Origin of the sequence: Psychromicrobium xiongbiense (assembly GCF_030271165.1) — a bacterium.
Classification (GTDB): domain Bacteria; phylum Actinomycetota; class Actinomycetes; order Actinomycetales; family Micrococcaceae; genus Renibacterium; species Renibacterium xiongbiense.
This window is the reverse complement of the sequence record NZ_JASSZH010000021.1, coordinates 67273-84811: the sequence shown is the minus strand read 5'-3', so window position 1 is coordinate 84811 and position 17539 is coordinate 67273. Positions and strand designations below refer to the sequence as shown.

18 protein-coding genes are annotated in these 17539 nt (G+C 66.8%); 11 read left to right on the top strand and 7 right to left on the bottom strand.

From position 1 onward, the window contains the following. The first annotated feature begins 22 nt into the window (after positions 1 to 22). From dapB to QQM37_RS08335, 3 genes are read left to right on the top strand one after another with little or no spacing between them, the layout of a single operon-like run. On the top strand, positions 23 to 781 hold the full coding sequence (gene dapB, locus QQM37_RS08345) for a 4-hydroxy-tetrahydrodipicolinate reductase (RefSeq protein WP_285726463.1): 759 nt from the start codon (positions 23 to 25) through the stop codon (positions 779 to 781). 12 nt (positions 782 to 793) lie between these two features. Beyond that, positions 794 to 1252, top strand: coding sequence for a hypothetical protein (locus QQM37_RS08340; RefSeq protein ID WP_285726461.1), 459 nt, complete (start codon positions 794 to 796; stop codon positions 1250 to 1252). After that, positions 1236 to 2030, top strand: coding sequence for an alpha/beta fold hydrolase (locus QQM37_RS08335; RefSeq protein ID WP_285726459.1), 795 nt, complete (start codon positions 1236 to 1238; stop codon positions 2028 to 2030). The genes QQM37_RS08340 and QQM37_RS08335 overlap by 17 nt, the downstream gene beginning before the upstream one ends. A gap of 37 nt (positions 2031 to 2067) precedes the next feature. Here the strand turns inward: QQM37_RS08335 and QQM37_RS08330 are convergent, their stop codons facing one another. Next, positions 2068 to 2973 (bottom strand): SGNH/GDSL hydrolase family protein, encoded by a 906-nt coding sequence (locus tag QQM37_RS08330; RefSeq protein ID WP_285726457.1) that lies wholly within the window; start codon positions 2971 to 2973, stop codon positions 2068 to 2070. Between the two features lie 9 nt (positions 2974 to 2982). Beyond that, entirely contained in the window at positions 2983 to 4455 is a 1473-nt protein-coding gene (locus QQM37_RS08325) for a glycosyltransferase family 87 protein (protein ID WP_285726455.1), read from the bottom strand. A gap of 156 nt (positions 4456 to 4611) precedes the next feature. Between QQM37_RS08325 and QQM37_RS08320 the strand changes: the two genes are divergently transcribed. Continuing rightward, positions 4612 to 5808, top strand: coding sequence for a molybdopterin-dependent oxidoreductase (locus QQM37_RS08320; protein ID WP_285726453.1), 1197 nt, complete (start codon positions 4612 to 4614; stop codon positions 5806 to 5808). Continuing rightward, a complete protein-coding gene (locus tag QQM37_RS08315) occupies positions 5805 to 6293 on the top strand; it encodes a hypothetical protein (RefSeq protein WP_285726451.1) in 489 nt (162 codons plus the stop codon). Before QQM37_RS08320 ends, QQM37_RS08315 begins: the two co-directional genes overlap by 4 nt. Before the next feature lie 100 nt (positions 6294 to 6393). Here the strand turns inward: QQM37_RS08315 and QQM37_RS08310 are convergent, their stop codons facing one another. The 3 genes from QQM37_RS08310 to QQM37_RS08300 are packed head-to-tail and all read right to left on the bottom strand — an operon-like array spanning position 6394 to position 8563. Further along, the gene (locus QQM37_RS08310; RefSeq protein WP_285726449.1) at positions 6394 to 7161 is read right to left on the bottom strand and encodes a methyltransferase domain-containing protein; all 768 of its coding nucleotides are present in this window, start codon (positions 7159 to 7161) and stop codon (positions 6394 to 6396) included. Continuing rightward, positions 7158 to 7910: a TIGR04282 family arsenosugar biosynthesis glycosyltransferase gene (locus QQM37_RS08305; RefSeq protein ID WP_285726447.1), complete on the bottom strand. Its 753-nt coding sequence runs from the start codon at positions 7908 to 7910 to the stop codon at positions 7158 to 7160. The genes QQM37_RS08310 and QQM37_RS08305 overlap by 4 nt, the downstream gene beginning before the upstream one ends. Next, on the bottom strand, positions 7907 to 8563 hold the full coding sequence (locus QQM37_RS08300) for a glycosyltransferase family 2 protein (RefSeq protein WP_285726446.1): 657 nt from the start codon (positions 8561 to 8563) through the stop codon (positions 7907 to 7909). Before QQM37_RS08300 ends, QQM37_RS08305 begins: the two co-directional genes overlap by 4 nt. 120 nt (positions 8564 to 8683) lie before the next feature. On the opposite strand from QQM37_RS08300, the gene QQM37_RS08295 reads away from it, so the two are divergent. Genes QQM37_RS08295 through QQM37_RS08285 form a run of 3 tightly spaced genes read left to right on the top strand, consistent with a single transcriptional unit; the run spans position 8684 to position 12182 of the window. Then, a complete protein-coding gene (locus tag QQM37_RS08295) occupies positions 8684 to 9454 on the top strand; it encodes a response regulator transcription factor (protein ID WP_420030141.1) in 771 nt (256 codons plus the stop codon). Then, positions 9451 to 10623, top strand: coding sequence for a sensor histidine kinase (locus tag QQM37_RS08290; RefSeq protein WP_285726444.1), 1173 nt, complete (start codon positions 9451 to 9453; stop codon positions 10621 to 10623). The genes QQM37_RS08295 and QQM37_RS08290 overlap by 4 nt, the downstream gene beginning before the upstream one ends. Next, positions 10620 to 12182 carry a molybdopterin-dependent oxidoreductase gene (locus tag QQM37_RS08285; RefSeq protein ID WP_285726442.1) on the top strand — a complete coding sequence of 521 codons (1563 nt, stop codon included), beginning with the start codon at positions 10620 to 10622 and terminating at the stop codon, positions 12180 to 12182. The genes QQM37_RS08290 and QQM37_RS08285 overlap by 4 nt, the downstream gene beginning before the upstream one ends. Positions 12183 to 12202: 20 nt before the next feature. On the opposite strand, the gene QQM37_RS08280 is transcribed toward QQM37_RS08285, so the two are convergent. Together QQM37_RS08280 and QQM37_RS08275 are read right to left on the bottom strand one after the other, a co-directional pair. Continuing rightward, positions 12203 to 13264 (bottom strand): NAD-dependent epimerase/dehydratase family protein, encoded by a 1062-nt coding sequence (locus QQM37_RS08280; RefSeq protein ID WP_285726440.1) that lies wholly within the window; start codon positions 13262 to 13264, stop codon positions 12203 to 12205. Then, positions 13264 to 14136 (bottom strand): MTAP family purine nucleoside phosphorylase, encoded by an 873-nt coding sequence (locus QQM37_RS08275; protein ID WP_285726439.1) that lies wholly within the window; start codon positions 14134 to 14136, stop codon positions 13264 to 13266. The genes QQM37_RS08280 and QQM37_RS08275 overlap by 1 nt, the downstream gene beginning before the upstream one ends. A 138-nt stretch (positions 14137 to 14274) precedes the next feature. On the opposite strand from QQM37_RS08275, the gene QQM37_RS08270 reads away from it, so the two are divergent. The 3 genes from QQM37_RS08270 to QQM37_RS08260 all read left to right on the top strand — a co-directional run bounded on the left by QQM37_RS08270 (position 14275) and on the right by QQM37_RS08260 (position 17493). Continuing rightward, complete coding sequence (locus tag QQM37_RS08270; protein ID WP_285726437.1) at positions 14275 to 14814, top strand: MogA/MoaB family molybdenum cofactor biosynthesis protein; 540 nt, start codon at positions 14275 to 14277, stop codon at positions 14812 to 14814. A 68-nt stretch (positions 14815 to 14882) separates the two neighbouring features. Next, complete coding sequence (dapA, locus tag QQM37_RS08265) at positions 14883 to 15791, top strand: 4-hydroxy-tetrahydrodipicolinate synthase (protein ID WP_285726435.1); 909 nt, start codon at positions 14883 to 14885, stop codon at positions 15789 to 15791. A 10-nt stretch (positions 15792 to 15801) separates the two neighbouring features. Further along, a complete protein-coding gene (locus QQM37_RS08260) occupies positions 15802 to 17493 on the top strand; it encodes a ribonuclease J (protein ID WP_285726434.1) in 1692 nt (563 codons plus the stop codon). Positions 17494 to 17539 lie beyond the last annotated feature (46 nt).

Sequence of the window (17539 nt, the reverse complement as noted above, 5' to 3'; positions counted from 1 at the left end):
CAGCCACCACTATCCTGAAGGTATGAGTACTGAGTTGCGCGTCGCCGTCGTGGGCGCGAATGGACGGATGGGGCGAGCGGCCGTTGCCGCTCTGGAGGCGGCCGACGGGCTGGAACTTGTTGCAGCGCTGGGCCGGGGCGATGCCCTGCAGGTCCTGGTGGATGCCGGAGCGCAGGTTCTGGTGGAGCTGACGGTTCCCGATTCCTCCGAGGCCAATGTGCGTTTCGCTGTGGAGCATGGCATTCATGCGGTGGTCGGCACCACCGGCTGGGACGAGGCACAACGGGCGCGCCTGGAGTCGCTGCTGGCGCAGCACCCCGAGGTCGGCGTGCTGATCGCTCCGAACTTCGCGCTCGGCTCCGTCCTGGCTACTCGCTTCGCCGCGCAGGCCGCGCCCTACTTCGACTCGGTGGAGATCATCGAGTTGCACCATCCGCACAAGGTGGATGCTCCTTCCGGCACCGCGATACGGACCGCACAGCTGATCTCTGAGGCCAGGGCGCAGCGCCAGGTTCCTCCAGCCCCCGACGCGACCGAACGTTCTCTGGCCGGGGCCCGCGGTGCCACGGTGGACGGCATTCCCGTGCACTCGGTCCGCCTGGCCGGCCTGACCGCTCACCAGGAGGTCCTGCTCGGTTCTGCGGGGGAGCAGCTGACATTGCGCCATGACTCCTTCGGTCAGGATTCCTTCATGCCCGGCATCCTGCTCGGGGTGCGCACGGTGGGGGGACGTCCCGGCCTGACCTATGGCCTGGACGGCTACCTCTCGCTGGGAAACTGAGGCAGGCACGCCATGCGCACCAAAATCTGGGTAGGGCTACTCTGCCTGCTCTTGCTGTTCTATCTCGTCGTACTGCTCCAGCGGTCCATCCTGTTGCTCACCGATCCGAACCCGGTGGCCAAAGCGCTGGGCGCCGCGCTGACCCTGTTGCCGCCGATCGGCGCCTGGGCCATGCTGCGCGAGCTTCTGTTCGGAACGCGGATGGAGAAGCTGGCCAGCATTCTCGAATCAGAGGACGGCTTGCCGGTCGATGATCTGCCCCGGACCCCGGCCGGCCGCATTGTCCGCGAGGCAGCGGACGCCGAATTCCGCAAATACCAGGCCGAGGCGGAAGCCGCGCCGGGGGACTGGCGGTCCTGGTTCAGGCTTTCCTGCGCCTACGATGCTGCCGGGGATCGCAAGCGAGCCCGTAGCGCGATGCGCGACGCCATTTCGCTCTACCGGGGCAAAGGCCGTGCCGTACACGTCTAACGCGGACGATGCCGTTCAGCTGGCCTGGGCGGAGTCCGGGAACCCGGAAGGTGAACCGCTGCTGCTGGTCCACGGCAGCGCCCTCTCCAAGGCCGTCTGGCGTGGCATGGGTTATCTGGCCGCTTTTGCTGCCGACTATCGCGTGCTGACCCTGGATCTGCGCGGGCACGGCCGCAGCGGCAAACCACATGAGCCAGAGAGTTACCGGCTGGAGCGCGTGGTGGGAGACGTGCTGGCCGTCCTCGATGCGGCGGGAGTGGCCAGGACTCATTACCTGGGCTACTCCTTCGGTGCCCGCACCGGTTTTGCACTGGCGGAGACCTCGCCCGAGCGGATGCGTAGCTTTGTCTCGGTGGCCGGAACCTATCACACGCATCCTGGAACGATCGCTGAGCTGTTCTTTGCCGACTACGATGAGGCGCTGGCCCGGGCGGGGATGCCCGGGTTCCTGGCCGGTTGGGAGACGGCGCTCGGCCGGAGCGTCGATCCCGCCACCCGCCAGGCGTTTCTGGCCAATGACGCGCAGGCACTGCGAGCCTATTTCCACCAGGTGGAGTCCGGGGTGGGAGTCGAGGAAACGGCTCTGGCCGGCCTCAACGTCCCGACCCTGCTGCTGGCCGGTACCCAGGATGAGCCGCGGATGAGGGCTTCCCTCCGCGCGGCGGAGTTGATGCCGAATGCGCAGTTCATCGCCTTGCCCGGCCGCGGCCACAGCAATACTCTGATGCCCAGCGCGCAGGTGCTGGACGTCGTCCTGCCTTTTCTTGCTCAGTGGTGAGCTGACGCCCCTAAACCGCCGGGTTGAGGGCGTCAGCTCACCACTGAGCGTCCGGAGGGGAGGGAGGCTGACTTCCGGTGGCTTGCTGGTACTCCTCCCACAGGGCGGGCAGCATCGCCTTGGCCGTGCGACGGTAGCCCGTCCCGGAGGGATGAAAGCGGTCTACCGCGAACATGGTCTCCGGCTCTTCGCGGAACATCGGCCCCACCAGGGAGCCCAGTTTGACGTATCTCGTGCCCAGATCGCGCGCCACCTGAGCCTGGACTGCCGCCATTCTGCGGGAGGCGATCGATGCCACCGAGCGCAGCGGCTGGGGGACCGGCCGCAACGCTCCCAGATCCGGACAGGTACCGACGACGATCCGGCTACCACGTTCCTGGAGCGCCTGGATTGTTTCGCGCAGATGCCTGGCCGCCAGGACCGGGCTGATTCCGTGGGTTACGTCGTTCCCACCGACCACGATGACGGCCAGCAAGGGCCGGTAGCCCTCCTCCAGGGAGGCCAGCTGGCTGGCGAGCGCGGAGGATTCGCTGCCCACCACGGCAGCCGTACGTAGCCTCACGGAACGCTGGGTTCGTTTGGCCAGCCCACGGGCGAGTCGTGCGCCCAGCGTGTCCCGCGGACGTTCGGCTCCGAGCCCGGCCGCAATCGAGTCGCCGAGCACCACCAGATCGAAGGGGTCGCCGAACGAGTGTTTGTACCGGCGATCCGCAGCCGGAGCCTGCTCGCCCAGTGGTATGCCGATCCGACGCCGCGCCACCCTGCCCTGCGCTTTGAAGAGGTAGACGGCTGCAGCTCCGGCCGCCGTCGCGCCTCCGAGCCCGGCCCCCACCGCCAGAACCGTCCTGGACAGTGGCGAGAGAGCCGACAGCGGGGAGAGGGTATGGCGCATTCCAGGCCTGCCTGCTGGCCTGCTGATCCCCGAACCACTCCGGTTGGTCACGGCAACAGTCTAACCAGTATGCAGCGCACCAAGCTCCACGCTGAGCGCCGGGCTGCGGCGGCGCAGCAGCGCCATCGCCAGCAGAAACACGGCCGTCAGCGCCAGTACCAGGCGGCTCCAGGGCAGGGCATCGGCAAAGCGGGGCACGAAGTACAGCACGTTCAGGGCGACCGGCACGGCGAGGTATTCCCACCGACCGCTGAGCAGCACAAAAGGCAGCACGAGCAGCCCGTACCAAGGGTAGCTGGGGCTGACCACCAGCAGCACCACGGCCAGATACGTCACCTGAGTGTTCCACGGATGAGCCGGGTCAACCCGTCGCCAGGCCCAGATACCGGCCAGTACCACGATCGCCCCGCCGATCAGCACGGCGGTCTGCTGCGGGAACATCAGGCTCAGCAGCGCAAACCGCGCGGTGGGGTGCCCGGCATCGTACCCTTCCTCGCTGAGGTAGCCGGGCAGATAGCCCAGAATCGCGGTCCCGGACAGCAGCAGATACGGTAGGTACGCCACCGTGAAGGTGGCCAGCGAGAGCAGAACGAATCGCCGGGGCTTGCGGTAGAGCAGCCCGACGGCGGCCAGCACCGGAATGAGCTTGGTGGCCACGGCCGCACCGAAGGCTAACGCGGAGGCGGTCACCCGGCCCCGGGCCAACCACAGCACGGCCAGCAACAGCAGTGCGGCGCCGAGCAGATCGACGTGAGCATTGTTGACACCCTCCCAGACCACCAGCGGGGACCAGCCCCACCAGGCGGCCCGCTCGACGGGCACCCCGCGCTGCCACAGCAGGCCTGCGGTGACCAGCAGGCTCAGCAACAGTCCCGCCAGCTGGAAGGCCACGAATCCCACCGAGGCAGGAAGCGGAGCCCGGACCAGAAGAAAATACAGCTCCGCCACCGGAGGGTAGATCGTAGGGACCATACTGCGGTTGATCGCGGTGCAGAGCCCCTGCTGGACCTCCGCTCCGGTCGGGAAGTCCGCAGCGGGACAGGAAGCGGAGGGTGACGAGTCGCCGGTCTGTGGCTCGCCTGGCTGCGGCGCCCGGTGCTGCGGCTCAAAGAGCCAGGCCGGGCGCAAGGGATCCAGCGTCGGGTCCAGTGGAACATAGCGATAGGGTGACATCCCGGCCTTCTGCACGATCCCGTCCCAGGCGTATCTGGCCGAATCGTTGCTGCCAGCCGGCGGAGCGCTGGCCGCGGCCAGTCCCAGTATCAGCGAGCCCAGCAGCACGATGCCGGCCGCAGCACGCCGCGGGACCCTCCGGAACACGCGCCTCGCCTGCAGCGCTGCGAGCGCGAAGAGCAGCCAGCTCAGCAACACGCCGCCCAGCAGGACGGCATCCGCGCCAGTGCTTCGCCGGTTCAGGCCGGGGAGCAGCCAGGCTAACCGGCCGGCATCGGCCAGCGAGAACTCCAACCAGACAGAGAGCACCAGGAGCCCGAGTAGCATCAGCACGCCAACCCAGCCGGTGCGCAGGGGCACTGGTCCTGGTGGCACTGGTCCCAGTGCCCGGGGATTCCTTCTCACACTATGATCCTGCCGCACCGCTCCGCTCCGGAAGCCCCTCCGGCGCCAACCGTTCAGCTTTCGTAAGGACTGGGCGTTCCGGCTGCCCGGCGACGGTGCTTTCATCAGAAGATGGACCAGCTGACCCGACGGCTACAGCATCTGATGGACGCGATGAATGCCCGGATGCACTCCTCGGTGCGAGGATCCCGGTTGACCGTGCAGATCGGCCGCTGGATCGGGCCCGCCTTTCTGTTGTGTTTCGCCACCGGGATGTTCTCGCACTACCTCCAGGACCCGGGGGACTTCCCGGTGTTTTCCGGCTTCCCGGTACGCCCCGTCTGGATCTATCAGCTGATGCAGGGGCTTCACGTGACCAGCGGCATCGCTGCTATTCCTCTCCTGCTGGCCAAGCTGTGGTCCGTCTACCCGGCTCTGCTGCGTTGGCCGCCGATCCGGGGCCTGCGTGATGCCGCCGAACGCGGGTCCATAGCATTGTTCGTTGCGGCGAGCCTGGTGGAGCTGGCCATCGGCCTGGTGAACACCTACAAGTGGTACCCCTGGCCGTTCCCCTTCCGGCAGACCCACTACTGGCTGGCCTGGATTGTCATGGGTTCGCTGATCCTGCACCTGGCGCTCAAGCTGCCGGTGATCGTCCAGCACTGGCGCCGGCCGCGGCCCCGGGATCCGCAGCCCACAAGAACGCGGCGCGCCAGCCCGGGACGGACGCTCGGTTGGAGCCGGCGAGGCTTTCTGACCGGCATCGGCCTCGCCTCGGCGGCCCTGGTCATGACCACCGCAGGGCAGTCGTTCTCCTGGCTGTCCTTCGCGAATCTCTTTGCTCCGCGCAGTCAGGGGCAGGGGCCGCAGGGCGTTCCGGTGAACCGGACTGCGGAGCAGGCGCAGGTCGCTGCGCGTGCGCTGGACCCCAGGTGGAGGCTGCACCTGAGCTATCACGGGCAGGAACTGGCGCTGAGCCTGCCTCAACTGAGGGCCATGACGCTGGTGGAATACGAGCTTCCGGTGGCCTGCGTGGAGGGATGGAGCCAGAACGCCCGATGGCGGGGCGTTCCGGTCCGCGAGGTTCTGGCCCTGGTGGGGGCGCCTGCGGATTCTGTGCTGAGGTTCAGTTCCCTGGAGCCTGCCGGGAACTACCGGGAGATGCTCATGCCGGCGGCCTATGCCCAGGACGAGCAGACCCTGCTGGCGCTGGAATTGAACGGCGCGGTGCTGGATCTGGATCACGGCTACCCGGTGCGAGTGATGGCCCCAGGGCGCCCGGGGGTGTTGCAGACCAAGTGGCTGGAACGCATTGAGGTGGTGTCATGAGCCAGCGAAAGACTCCGCGCCGGCCGGTGGCTCCGATGTCCGTGCTTCGACTGGCGATGGCGATACTGGGAGTGGCGCTCCTGGGCATCGGCCTGCTGGGGCTTCCCACGCAGCTGAAGCCCGGTGAACTGGCCGGGCTGCTGGGATGGCTGGCGGCAGCGTTGGTACTGCACGATGGCGTGCTGGTGCCGCTGAGCCACCTGCTGGGCGGTGGACTGCGACGGCTGGCAACGGGCCTGCAGCCCGTATCTGCCATGATCATCCGGACCGTACTGCTGATCGGGGCCACGGTGACGCTCGTGGTGTTGCCGTTGCTCCGGGCGCAGCAACTTGCCCGGGACGTCTCGGTGCTGCAGGGTGACTATGGCGTTGAATTGCTCTGGTTCTGGGCTGCACTGCTGGTGCTGGGGGCCGCCGGTGCGGCGCTGGTGGAGGTGCGGTATCGAGCCCGGAACGGGGGTTCTGCCCCCGCCGGTCGGTCATAGTTTTAATCACTTACCGGCCCGTGCAGCCAGCCATTCCCCGGATTCCAGGGATTGTGGTGGATCCCGCCGGTGGTAAGTGCTTAAAACTTCAACGCCCGCTTCACGACGACCAGGCCGTCCGCAGGACAGCGAATTCGCGACCACGCCGACTGAAACTGCTCTCCATGGACCAGCCCGCTGTGGCAGCGATCTGGGGCAGGGCTCGCAGGCCCAGACGCGCCCAGGGAAAGGGCTCACTCATCGTGCCGCCGGGTCCATGCACGGTGGCCTGATAGCGGGTTGCGATGTGTCGAACCGGGTCAGTCTCCACCAGGAGGGTGGCGCCCGGGGCACTGAGCGCGCGGGCACGGCGGAACAGGCGGTGCGGGTCACCGCCGATGCCGATATTGCCGTCCAGGAGCAGGAGACCCCGCTGGTGAGGTCCCTCCAGCAGATCGGGAAGGGGATCGAACACCGACTGCACCAGTACGCAGGCGCCCCGGGCGCGGGCGCGCGCAGCGGCGGCCGTGCTGGAGTCCAGACCCAGGGCAGGGAGCCCCAGCGCTGAGGCCGCGGCGACCATCCGGCCCGGGCCGCAACCGATGTCCAGTACCGGGCCGCGCATCGCCTTCAACAGGCCGCGCTCCAGACGGTTGGCGGAGGCCAGCCAGCGCTCCACCCGGAAGTGAACCTCGGGTATCACGCCCGCTGCATCGACCAGGCGCAGAGCACCCTGCCCGCGGACCAGAGCCTCCTCATAGGGGTGGGTGCCGCCAGTGCCAAAGTCAGCCAGGCCGGCGGTAGCAGAACGAGGCACCTGGCGGAGCAGATCGAAGGATCCGGGCTGCTTGGCCGCTCTGGGTGGGCTGAGCAAGGCATCGAGTGTCATTGCTGTGCCCCCGAGGGGAGAGCGGGGAATCTCAGCTCGCTCCGCCGGCCAGCCAGCCGTCTACATTCCAGCCGTCTAATTTCCCGAGCAAACGGCGTTTCCGGACAGAGCCGTGCCACCGCGAGCGCATCCTGGAACTGATCAACATCCCGTAGCGGCGGCAGCATCCCGACGGACAGACCAGCCGCCAGCAACCGCTCATACTGGGCGCCGCCGGTCTGCGGGGTGGACATCGGCACCCCGCGGATCAGTGCTGGGTCCGGCACAGCCAGCGCGAGTGCCCAGAAGCCGCCATCCTCAGCCAGGCCCAGCCAGGCATCGCGGCGGGCACGGGCTGCAGGGAAACCAGCTGAAGAAGATCCGCCAGACGACCAGTCGCGGAACAAGGAATCCAGGGCGGCAGCCGAGACCTGCGGGGTGTCCATCCCGAGAATCAGAAGTGGACCCTCGACCGCTGCGCAGACGGCCGCCAGACGCAGATCCAGCCCGCCGGTCACCTGCGGAAGCACCCGGAAGCCGGCGGCATCGTGCGCCAGGGGGCAGCCGTCCATCACCAGGAGGCGGTAACGCGCGGGGAGCTGCCGAACGGTCTCCAGCGTCTGGCTCAGACTCGTCTGGGCCAGAGCGGCGGCCTGTGCCGGACTCAGCGGGGGAGTGAGCCGGGTTTTGACTCTGCCCGGGAGGCATTCCTTGGCGATCACCGCGATGGTGAGCTGCTCCAGCCAGTTCACCGTATCCGGAAGGGTCATGCGAGCGCCCCCAGAACCCGGTGCATATCCGCCACCGCAGTGAGCGTGCCGCGAACCGTTCCGGTGATTTTGGAACGGCCGATGCGCGGCCGGTAGTCCACCGGAAACTCTGCCAGCCGCCATCCTGCGTGGTGCGCCCGGAGCACCATCTCCAGCGGGTAGCCACTGCGTCGATCGGTCAGGCCCAGCTCCAGCAGCGGCTCCCGCCTGGCCAGTCGTAGCGGGCCAAGATCGCTCAACGGGGCGCCGGTGATCCGCCGTAGCCGCCAGGCCAGCGCCGCATTGGCCCACCGGGCATGCGGTGGCCACGCTCCCGCGGAGGCCTGGCGGGCGCCCAGCACCAGATCCGCCTCTCCAGCCGCGATCAAGGTGCGGAAGCTCTCCAGATCCGAGGGGTCCAGCGAGCCGTCGGCATCGCAGAAGGCGACCAGTGGTGCGGTGGCCGCGAGCAGCCCGGCATGGGCGGCGCTGCCGAAACCGCGCCGGGCCTCCTGGATCACCAGGGCACCGAGAGAGCGGGCTATGGCTGCCGAACCGTCCTCGCAGCCGTTGTCCACCACGATGGCGCGGGCACCCTCGGGGAGTCTGGCCAGCACAGTGGGCAGCGCCCGCGCCTCATTGAGACAGGGGAAGATGATGTCAATCTGGATCACTCTTCGACGGTAAATTTTCTGCGCTGTTCTGGTACCCGGATTTCCTTACAGAACCGGGACGATTGCGGATTGTCGGCGGAATCCGGCGCCAGAGTGTCCGCGGAAACCTATGCTGAAAAGGTGAAGACTGAGGGACCGCAGAAGCAACCGGGCCGGGGTGCCTTTGATGGCTGCGTCCCGGAGACCGGCAACCGCAGGATTCTGCTCGTCGAGGACGAAGAACTGATCGCCGGGGTGGTCCGTGATTACCTCCTCACCGCCGGCTATCAGGTGGAATCCGCCAGCGACGGCTTCACCGCGCTGCATCTGGCCGCCCACACTGCGCCGGATCTGATCATCCTGGACCGGATGCTGCCCGGCCTCGACGGCGTGGAGGTCTGCCGAAGGATCCGGGCGACCATGAGCGTGCCGATCATCCTGCTCACCGCGCTGGGCACCGAGGATGACCGGATTCTGGGTCTGGAAATGGGTGCCGACGATTACGTGACCAAGCCGTTCTCGCCCCGGGAGCTGGTCCTGCGGGTGGGGTCGGTGCTGCGTCGCAGTGTGAAAGAATTCACCCCGGAACCGGTCATCGAGCTCGCAGACTTCAGGCTCGACCCGGCCGCCCGGCAGGTCAGCCGTCGCGGCGAGCAGCTGACGCTCACCACCCGCGAATTCGATCTGCTGGCCTTTTTCCTTCGCCACCCGCACCAGGTGTTCAGCCGGGAGGATCTGATCAGGGCCGTCTGGGGGTGGGACTTCGGGGACCTCTCCACCGTCACGGTGCATGTCCGGCGTCTGCGCGAAAAGATTGAAGCTAATCCCACCGAACCGGCGCTGCTGCACACCGTCTGGGGTGTGGGCTACCGCTTTGACGTACCGGCGGCGGAATTCGGGGTGAGTCCGTGACGCTGGCCGATATCATCACCGTGCTGGTCTGGGTCCTGGCCTGGGCACTCCTGATCGGCGGGCTGACCCTGGTGCTCCAACGCCTGTTGCGCAGGTCCTCGATCGTGCTGCAGATCTGTCTGGTCGTCGTCGCAACCGTGGCGGTGCTCATCGCCGGGGTGATCAGTGCGATGAATGCGATGTTCCTCTCCTCCTCGAATATCGAGGTGCTCTGGTACATCCTCGCCATCGCCTCCGCCATGGCAGTGGTGGTGGCGCTGATCCTGGGACTGGGTCTGTCCCGCTACACCGCCCGGCTGGTGAATGCGGCCCGGAACATTGGCCTGGGCCAGACGGTGGCCCCGGAGCGTCGGATGAGCTCAGAGCTTGCCGCTCTGGCCGCGGAACTGCAGCGCACCAGCGAAAAACTCGAGCAGTCCCGCCAGCGCGAGGCAGCGGTGGAGGCTGCCCGACGGGAGCTGGTCGCCTGGGTGTCTCACGATCTGCGCACGCCCCTGGCGAGTATGAAGGCGATGACCGAGGCCCTGGAGGACGGGGTCGTCACCGATGTCTCCGGCTATCACCGCAAGATCATCGACCAGGCGGACCAGATGGCGGTGCTGGTCAATGACCTTATGGAGCTCTCCACCATCCAGTCCGGCTCGCTGGTCATTCACGCCGAGCCGCTGGACCTCTACGATCTGGTCAGCGATGCCATTGCGGATATCGCACCGTTGGCCCGGCGCAGAAACCTCTCGATGGATGGCAGCGCGGTCACCAGCTCTGTCGTCACGGTCGATGGCGGCCTGATCGGACGCGTGATCCGCAATCTGATCCTCAACGCGGTCAGCTACTCACCGGAAGGCTCCACAGTGTGGATCAGCACTGCTGAGATCGCGCCGGATGCCGCCTTCCCCCAGGGTGGGGTCGCCATCGAGGTCAGCGACGAATGCGGCGGGATTGACGAGCAGGACCTGGGCAGGCTCTTTGAAACCGGCTGGCGCAAAAGCCAGCAACGCCAGCGCTCCGCCTTCAGCGGAGCCGGCGTGGGGTTGAGCACTGTAGCAGGAATCGTGGCTGCCCATGGCGGTGAGGTGGGCGTCCGCAACACCGGGCGAGGATGCTGCTTCACGGTCAGGATTCCCGAAGCCAACGTCCCTGGAGCCCTGGCCGGGGTGAGCGCACCATGAACACTCCACGAGCCGGGCGGTGGTGGGCGGCTCTGAGTGGCCTGCTCGCGGTCGGTCTCGGACTGCTGCTCTCCGAGGTGACGGCGGGCCTGGTGAGCCCCTCGGTGTCGCCGGTGACCGCGGTCGGCTCGGCCGTCATCGACGTCCTGCCGCCAGGGCTCAAAGAAGGAGCCATCTCCTTGTTCGGCACCTCGGACAAACTGGTATTCCTCGTGACGCTCAGCACCGTGGTTGCCATTCTCGCCGCGCTCGCCGGGGTCCTGGAGTACCGGCGGCGATACCTCGGGTTGGTGGTGATCGCTCTCTTCGGTGTCCTTGGGGTGGTGGCGATCCTGAGCCGTTCCGCGGTGAGTGCGGGGCAGAGCGCCACGGCGGCACTGCTGGCGCCAGGGGTGGCTGTGCTGGTCGGAATGGCTGCGTTGCGGTTCCTGCTCAACCGGCTGCAGGCCTGGCAGGAAGCAGCAACCAGGCAGCCAGCAGCGCACTCCGGCCCCGAGCGCCGGATCTTTCTGCGGTCCATGGCCATTGCCGCAGCCGGAGGCCTGATGGCGGCGCTGGTGACCGGCGTCGTCCGTAGCTCTCAGGCGGCCTATCAGGCGGCCCGGGCCAGACTGAAGCTTCCGGTGCCGCAGAGCCCGGCTCCGGCGATCCCGGCTGGAGCGGTACTGCCGGTGGCCGGCATCAGCGATCTGGTCACCGCCAACCCGCAGTTTTACCGCATCGACACGGCGCTCTCCGTCCCGCAGGTCAATCCCGACGACTGGAAGCTCACCGTCACCGGCCTGGTGAACCGACAGGTGAGTCTCAACCTGGCGGATCTGCTGGCCAAACCCTTGGTGGAGCGATACGTGACCATCGCCTGCGTCTCCAATGAGGTGGGCGGGGACCTGATCGGCAATGCCCGCTGGCTGGGCTGGCCGGTGCGCGAGCTGCTGGCGGAGGCCGGGGTGGCGCCGGGTGCGGACATGGTGCTGTCCCGCAGCGTCGATGGCTTCACCGCGAGCACCCCTCTGGAGGCGATGCTTGACGCGCGGGATGCGCTGGTGGTGGTCGGGATGAATGGCGAGTTGCTGCCCCTGGAACACGGCTTCCCGGTCCGGCTCATCGTCCCGGGCCTCTATGGTTTCGTCTCGGCGACCAAATGGCTCACCGAACTGAAGGTGACCACTTTCGCCGCGGATACCGCCTACTGGTCCAGCCGTGGCTGGTCGGATCACGGCATGATCAAAAGCTCCTCACGGATCGATACCCCGGTGAACGGCTCCTCCGTTCCGGTGGGCTCGGTGACACTGGGTGGGGTCGCCTGGGCACCGGAGCAGGGTATTCGATCGGTGGAGGTGAAGGTCGATGACGGCGCCTGGCAGGCGGCCGAGCTCGGCTCCGGAATTTCCCGCGATACCTGGCTGCAATGGCGGGCGGACGTCCGGCTGACTGCCGGTCAGCACAGGCTCCAGGTACGGTGCACCGATGGGAACGGTCAGCTGCAGAGCAGTGCGGTGGCGCCTCCGGCACCGGACGGGTCCAGCGGATACCATCAGATTTCTGTCACGGCCCACTGAGCTTCAATGACCAGCCTCTGCTAGTCGCGCAGCGGTGCCAGCGCAAAGTTCCGCATTCCCTCGACGAAGCCATAGTGGGGGGTCCAGCCCAGCTCACGGTGTATCCGCTCCGAGCTGGCGGTCACATGCCGCACATCGCCGAGTCGGTACTCCCCGGTGATGACCGGGGCCGGGCCGCCCAGGGCGGCAGAGAGCGCTTGGGCCACTTCTCCCACGGTGCGTACCTCGGTGGAACCGACGTTGTAGGCCCGGAAACTGGGTCTTTGCTGACAAGGCTCATCCTGAGCCAGGCTCTGCAGGGCTGCCAGGTTCGCGGCAGCCACATCACGCACCTCGACGAAACTGCGGCGCTGCTGCCCGTCCTCGAAGACCCGCGGGGCGGCATCGCGCTCCAGCGCGCTGCGGAAAATGCTGCAGACTCCGGCATAAGGGGTGTTTTTCGGCATTCGTGCCCCATACACATTGTGATACCTCAGAGCGATCACCCGGCCACCGCACTCCCGCGCCCAATGGGAGCTGAGCAGCTCCTGGCTCAGCTTGCTCGTGGCGTACACATTGCGAGGGTCCACCATCGCGTCTTCATCCAGCAGACCTGGGTGCAGGAGCTCCCCGGTATCGGGATCCCGGGGGTCGAAAATTCCTGCGGCCAGGTCGGCTTCGTTCCGTGCTGCCGGGCGCACTGCCCGCCCGGCAGCCGTCCGGTACAGACCTTCCCCGTAGACCACCATGGAGGAGGCAAGCACCAGGCCCCGGATGTGGTGTTGGGCCAGCCCGGCCAGCAGTACGGTGGTGCCATGAATGTTCTGTTCCACATAGTCCGGCGCATCGGCAAAAGACACGCCCAGACCCACTTTGGCGGCCTGATGACTCACCAGATCCACCCCCTGCAGTGCCTGCGCCACGGCGTCCGGGTCGGTGACTGATCCCTGAACCAGCTCCACGCCATCGGGTACTGACGGTTTCTGGGTGTGGACCTGCGGGGACAGCGAATCAAGGATCCGTACCTGCCAGCCCTGGGCCAGGGCTGCCTCAACCACATGGCCGCCGATAAACCCTGCACCTCCCGTGACCAGAAGCCGCATCAGGGCTGGACCTTCCCGAATGAGGCGTTCGACGGCTCAGCTGAGGGAGGCAGCGCCAGGACGGCCTGAACCACTTCGGGAGCCAACCGTTCCTCGGCGCGGTAGTGCGGATCCAGACGCTCCACTACGGTGCCGAGAACCGCGCGAATCCGGGCCCGGGCTGCCGTGAGACGGGCAAACACCAGCTCCGCGGTGACCGGTTCTGACCCATCGTGGCCAGTGTCCGCATCGGTGATATACGCCAGCGTGGCGTAGCCCAGGTTGAGTTCAGCGGCCAGGACCGGCTCAGGATACTGCGTCATGCTCACCAGCTCCGCACCGGCGCTGGCCAGCCAGGCGGACTCCGCAGGGGAAGAGAATCGTGGGCCATTGATCACCGCCACCGTCCCGTGGCCCTGATGTGCTTCACCATGCTCGCGCAGGCTGTCGGCCAGCGTTGAGCGTAACCTCGGGCAGAACACGCCCGCGGCAGGAACGTGCTGCACGCCCAGGCCCTCCTGTCCCAGGTAGAAGCTGTCTGCCCGGCCCCAGGTGCGGTCGAAGAAATCGCTGACCACCGCGAAGCTGTCCCGGGGCTGGCCCGGCACCAGCGAGCCGACCGCTGCGGAGGAGATCACCGCGCGGACCCCCAGTGAGGCGAGTGCCCACAGATTGGCCCGGTAGTTGATCTGCTGCGGTGGCAGTCGGTGTCCGGCACCGTGTCTGGCCAGGAACGCGACCGGCCTGCCGTTGAGTTCTGCCAGGGTGATGGCGGACGACGGCGCCCCGAAAGGCGTCGGAATGTTCAGCGTCTGCAGGGTGCGGCTGCCGGGCAGGTGATACATCCCGCTGCCGCCGATGATGCCGAGCAGGGGCTGAAGATCAAGGCTCATGCCTTCATTCTTTCAGCGGGAGTGGAGCCCGTGTCCGCTCCCGGATTACGGAATGCTGACGTCCTGGACTAGCCCGGCGCAGGCCCGGAACTGGCCCGGGCGGCGAGGGAGAGAGGGAAGGATGCAAAGATGGCCGCTATGAGTGATCATCCGTACAGCGACTCAGACAGCAGCACCCCAGGGACCGGCACTGCCTCCGGTCAGACCCGCACCGCGGGGCTGGTGGTGGCATCCACCCGCGCCTCCACAGGCATTCGCCCGGACACCAGCGCGCCACTGCTGGAAGACTGGTTTCTCAGCCAGGGCTTCGAGGTGCTTCCGGTACGGATCGTGCCCGATGGCGAGCCGGTGCGCCAGGCTCTGCTGGACCTGCTGGCCGCGGGTGCTTCCGTGCTGCTGACCACCGGAGGCACCGGGCTCACCCCGGATGACCTGACTCCGGAGATGACCCGGCCGCTCCTGGACCGGGAGATTCCCGGCATCATGGAGGCCATCAGGCTGAAGGGCTCTGCCACGACCGCCACGGCCTGGCTCAGTCGGGGGTATGCCGGGGTGGCCGGGAACTGCCTGATCGTTAACCTTCCGGGGTCCCGGGGTGGAATCCGGGACGGGCTGGCCGTGCTGGAACCCCTGCTCGCTCATCTGCTGGACCAGCTGGCCGGCAGCCACGACCACTGAGCCCATCGGGGGCGGCATCGAACCCGTCCGGCGAGCGAATCGGTGCGCAACCGGGTACCCTTTGAAGCATGACTGATCCGTCCCGCAGCTACCCTTTCGGCACCCTCGTGGCCGCGATGGTGACCCCGTTCACCTCCGATGGCCAGCTCGATCTGGAGGAAGCCGCCAAGCTGGCGGTCAAGCTCGTGGACGATGGTTGCGATGGCCTGGTGGTCACCGGAACGACGGGGGAGACCTCCACCCTGACGGACGAGGAAAACCTCACTATGTTCCGCGTGGTCCGGGAGGCCGTCGGCGGGCGGGCCAAGATCATCGCCGGTACCGGCACCAATGACACCCGGCATTCGATCTCGCTGTCCCAGCGGGCTGAGGCGCTCGGCGTCGATGGCCTGCTGCTGGTCACGCCCTACTACAACAAGCCCAGCCAGAACGGCCTGCGTGCGCATTTTGAGGCGGTCGCGGATTCCACCGATCTGCCGATCATGCTCTACGACATCCCCGGACGCGCCGGTGTGCCGATTGCCACCGAGACCATCCTCCGCCTGGCTGACCACCCGCGCATCGCCGGTCTCAAAGATGCCAAGGGCGATTTCTCCGCGGTGACCCGGGTTCTGGCCAATACCGATCTGAGCGTGCTCTGCGGCGATGACGGGCTGACCCTTCCCTGGATGTCCGCCGGTGCTCACGGCGTGGTCAGCGTGACCGTCCATGTGGCCACCGCACAGTTCCGTCGCCTGGTTGACGCAGCTCTGGCCGGTGATTTTGCGACCGCGCGGGCGGTACATTTCGAACTCGACCCGGTGATCCGGGCCACCATGACGCACCTGCAGGGCGCGGTCTCGGTGAAGCAAATCTTGAAGTGGCAGGGAGTCCTGCCCAACTCAGCGGTCAGATTGCCGCTGGTGGAACCGGATGAACAGGAGCTCATTCCGGTCAAGGCCGACCTCGAGGAGGCCGGTTGGAGTCTTCCATGGTGAAAGAGAGAGCATGACTCAAGTTGCCCTACAAGGCCTGCACACCCCGCCCCCGCTCGCTGAAGGAACCCTGCGGATCGTTCCGCTGGGTGGTCTGGGGGAGATCGGCCGCAACATGGCCGTCTTCGAAATCGACGGCAAGCTGCTGATCGTCGACTGCGGAGTCCTCTTCCCCGAGGAGACTCAGCCCGGCGTTGACCTGATCCTGCCGGATTTCTCCTATATCGAGGACCGCCTCGATGATGTCGTGGCCGTGGTGCTCACCCACGGGCATGAGGACCACATCGGCGCTGTTCCGTACCTCCTGCGGTTGCGTGCAGACATCCCCCTGATCGGCTCTCAGCTGACCCTGGCGCTGATCGAGGCCAAGCTACAGGAGCACCGGATCAAGCCCTACACCCTGGCTGTGGAGGAGGGCCAGATCGAACGCCTTGGCCCCTTCGAATGTGAGTTCGTAGCGGTCAACCACTCGATTCCGGATGCGCTGGCAGTTTTCATCCGCACCGAGGGCGGCACCGTGCTGCACACCGGTGACTTTAAGATGGACCAGTTGCCGCTCGATGGCCGGATCACCGACCTCCGCGCCTTCGCCCGCCTGGGCGAAGAGGGCGTCGATCTGTTCATGGTCGACTCCACCAACGCCGACGTGCCTGGCTTCACCACCTCGGAGCGGGAAATTGGCCCCACGCTGAGCCGGCTCTTCGGTGAGGCTCAGAAGCGAATCATCGTCGCCTCGTTCTCTTCACACGTGCACCGCGTTCAGCAGGTGCTCGATGCCGCCGCCGAGCATGGCCGGAAGGTCGCCTTTGTGGGGCGGTCCATGGTCCGCAATATGGGGATCGCCGCTCAACTGGGCTACCTCAAGGTGCCGGACGGCATCCTGGTGGACCTGAAGAATGTGGACAATCTTCCTGATTCGAAGGTCGTCCTGATGTCCACCGGTTCCCAGGGGGAGCCGATGGCGGCCCTGTCCCGGATGGCGAACGGTGACCACCGTGTGCAGGTGGGCCCCGGCGATACCGTGATCCTGGCCTCCAGCCTGATCCCGGGCAATGAGAACGCCGTGTTCCGGGTGATCAACGGCCTGCTCAAACTCGGTGCCGAGGTGATCCATAAGGGCACTGCCAAGGTGCACGTCTCCGGTCACGCGGCTGCCGGGGAGCTGTTGTACTGCTACAACATCCTCAGGCCGAAGAACGTCATGCCGGTCCATGGCGAGACCCGCCATCTGATTGCCAACGGCCGGATCGCCGAGGCCTCCGGAGTGCCCTCGGACCGGATTCTGCTCACCGACGGTGGCACCGTGGTTGATCTGAAGGACCATGTGGCTCGCATCGTCGGTCAGGTGGAGTGCGGCTTCGTCTATGTCGACGGCACCAGCATCGGTGAAGTCACCGAAACCGATCTGAAGGACCGTCGGATCCTGGGGGATGAAGGCTTCATCTCCGTGGTCACGGTGGTCAACCGCAGCACCGGAAAGGTCGTTTCCGGCCCGGAGATCCACGCCCGCGGCGTCGCGGAGGATGACTCGGTGTTCGAGGAGGTCATTCCGAAGATCAACGCGGCGCTGGAAGAAGCGGTGACCTCGTCCAAGGAACACACGACCTACCAGTTGCAGCAGGTGGTGCGTCGCACCATGGGCACCTGGGTCAGCCGCAAGCTGCGTCGTCGCCCGATGATCATCCCGGTGGTGCTGGAGGCATAGTCCTCCCGAATCTGGGTTCAGAGGTGGGGTGGCCCCCAGGCCAGGA

Bases quoted from the DNA above. Each gene is read 5' to 3' on its own strand.
- QQM37_RS08320 (WP_285726453.1), top strand. From the start codon at position 4,612: ATGGACCAGCTGACCCGACGGCTACAGCATCTGATGGACGCGATGAAT.
- QQM37_RS08310 (WP_285726449.1), bottom strand. From the start codon at position 7,161: ATGACACTCGATGCCTTGCTCAGCCCACCCAGAGCGGCCAAGCAGCCC.
- dapB (WP_285726463.1), top strand. From the start codon at position 23: ATGAGTACTGAGTTGCGCGTCGCCGTCGTGGGCGCGAATGGACGGATG.
- QQM37_RS08260 (WP_285726434.1), top strand. From the start codon at position 15,802: ATGACTCAAGTTGCCCTACAAGGCCTGCACACCCCGCCCCCGCTCGCT.
- dapA (WP_285726435.1), top strand. From the start codon at position 14,883: ATGACTGATCCGTCCCGCAGCTACCCTTTCGGCACCCTCGTGGCCGCG.
- QQM37_RS08285 (WP_285726442.1), top strand. From the start codon at position 10,620: ATGAACACTCCACGAGCCGGGCGGTGGTGGGCGGCTCTGAGTGGCCTG.
- QQM37_RS08270 (WP_285726437.1), top strand. From the start codon at position 14,275: ATGAGTGATCATCCGTACAGCGACTCAGACAGCAGCACCCCAGGGACC.
- QQM37_RS08305 (WP_285726447.1), bottom strand. From the start codon at position 7,910: ATGACCCTTCCGGATACGGTGAACTGGCTGGAGCAGCTCACCATCGCG.
- QQM37_RS08275 (WP_285726439.1), bottom strand. From the start codon at position 14,136: ATGAGCCTTGATCTTCAGCCCCTGCTCGGCATCATCGGCGGCAGCGGG.
- QQM37_RS08280 (WP_285726440.1), bottom strand. From the start codon at position 13,264: ATGCGGCTTCTGGTCACGGGAGGTGCAGGGTTTATCGGCGGCCATGTG.
- QQM37_RS08315 (WP_285726451.1), top strand. From the start codon at position 5,805: ATGAGCCAGCGAAAGACTCCGCGCCGGCCGGTGGCTCCGATGTCCGTG.
- QQM37_RS08340 (WP_285726461.1), top strand. From the start codon at position 794: ATGCGCACCAAAATCTGGGTAGGGCTACTCTGCCTGCTCTTGCTGTTC.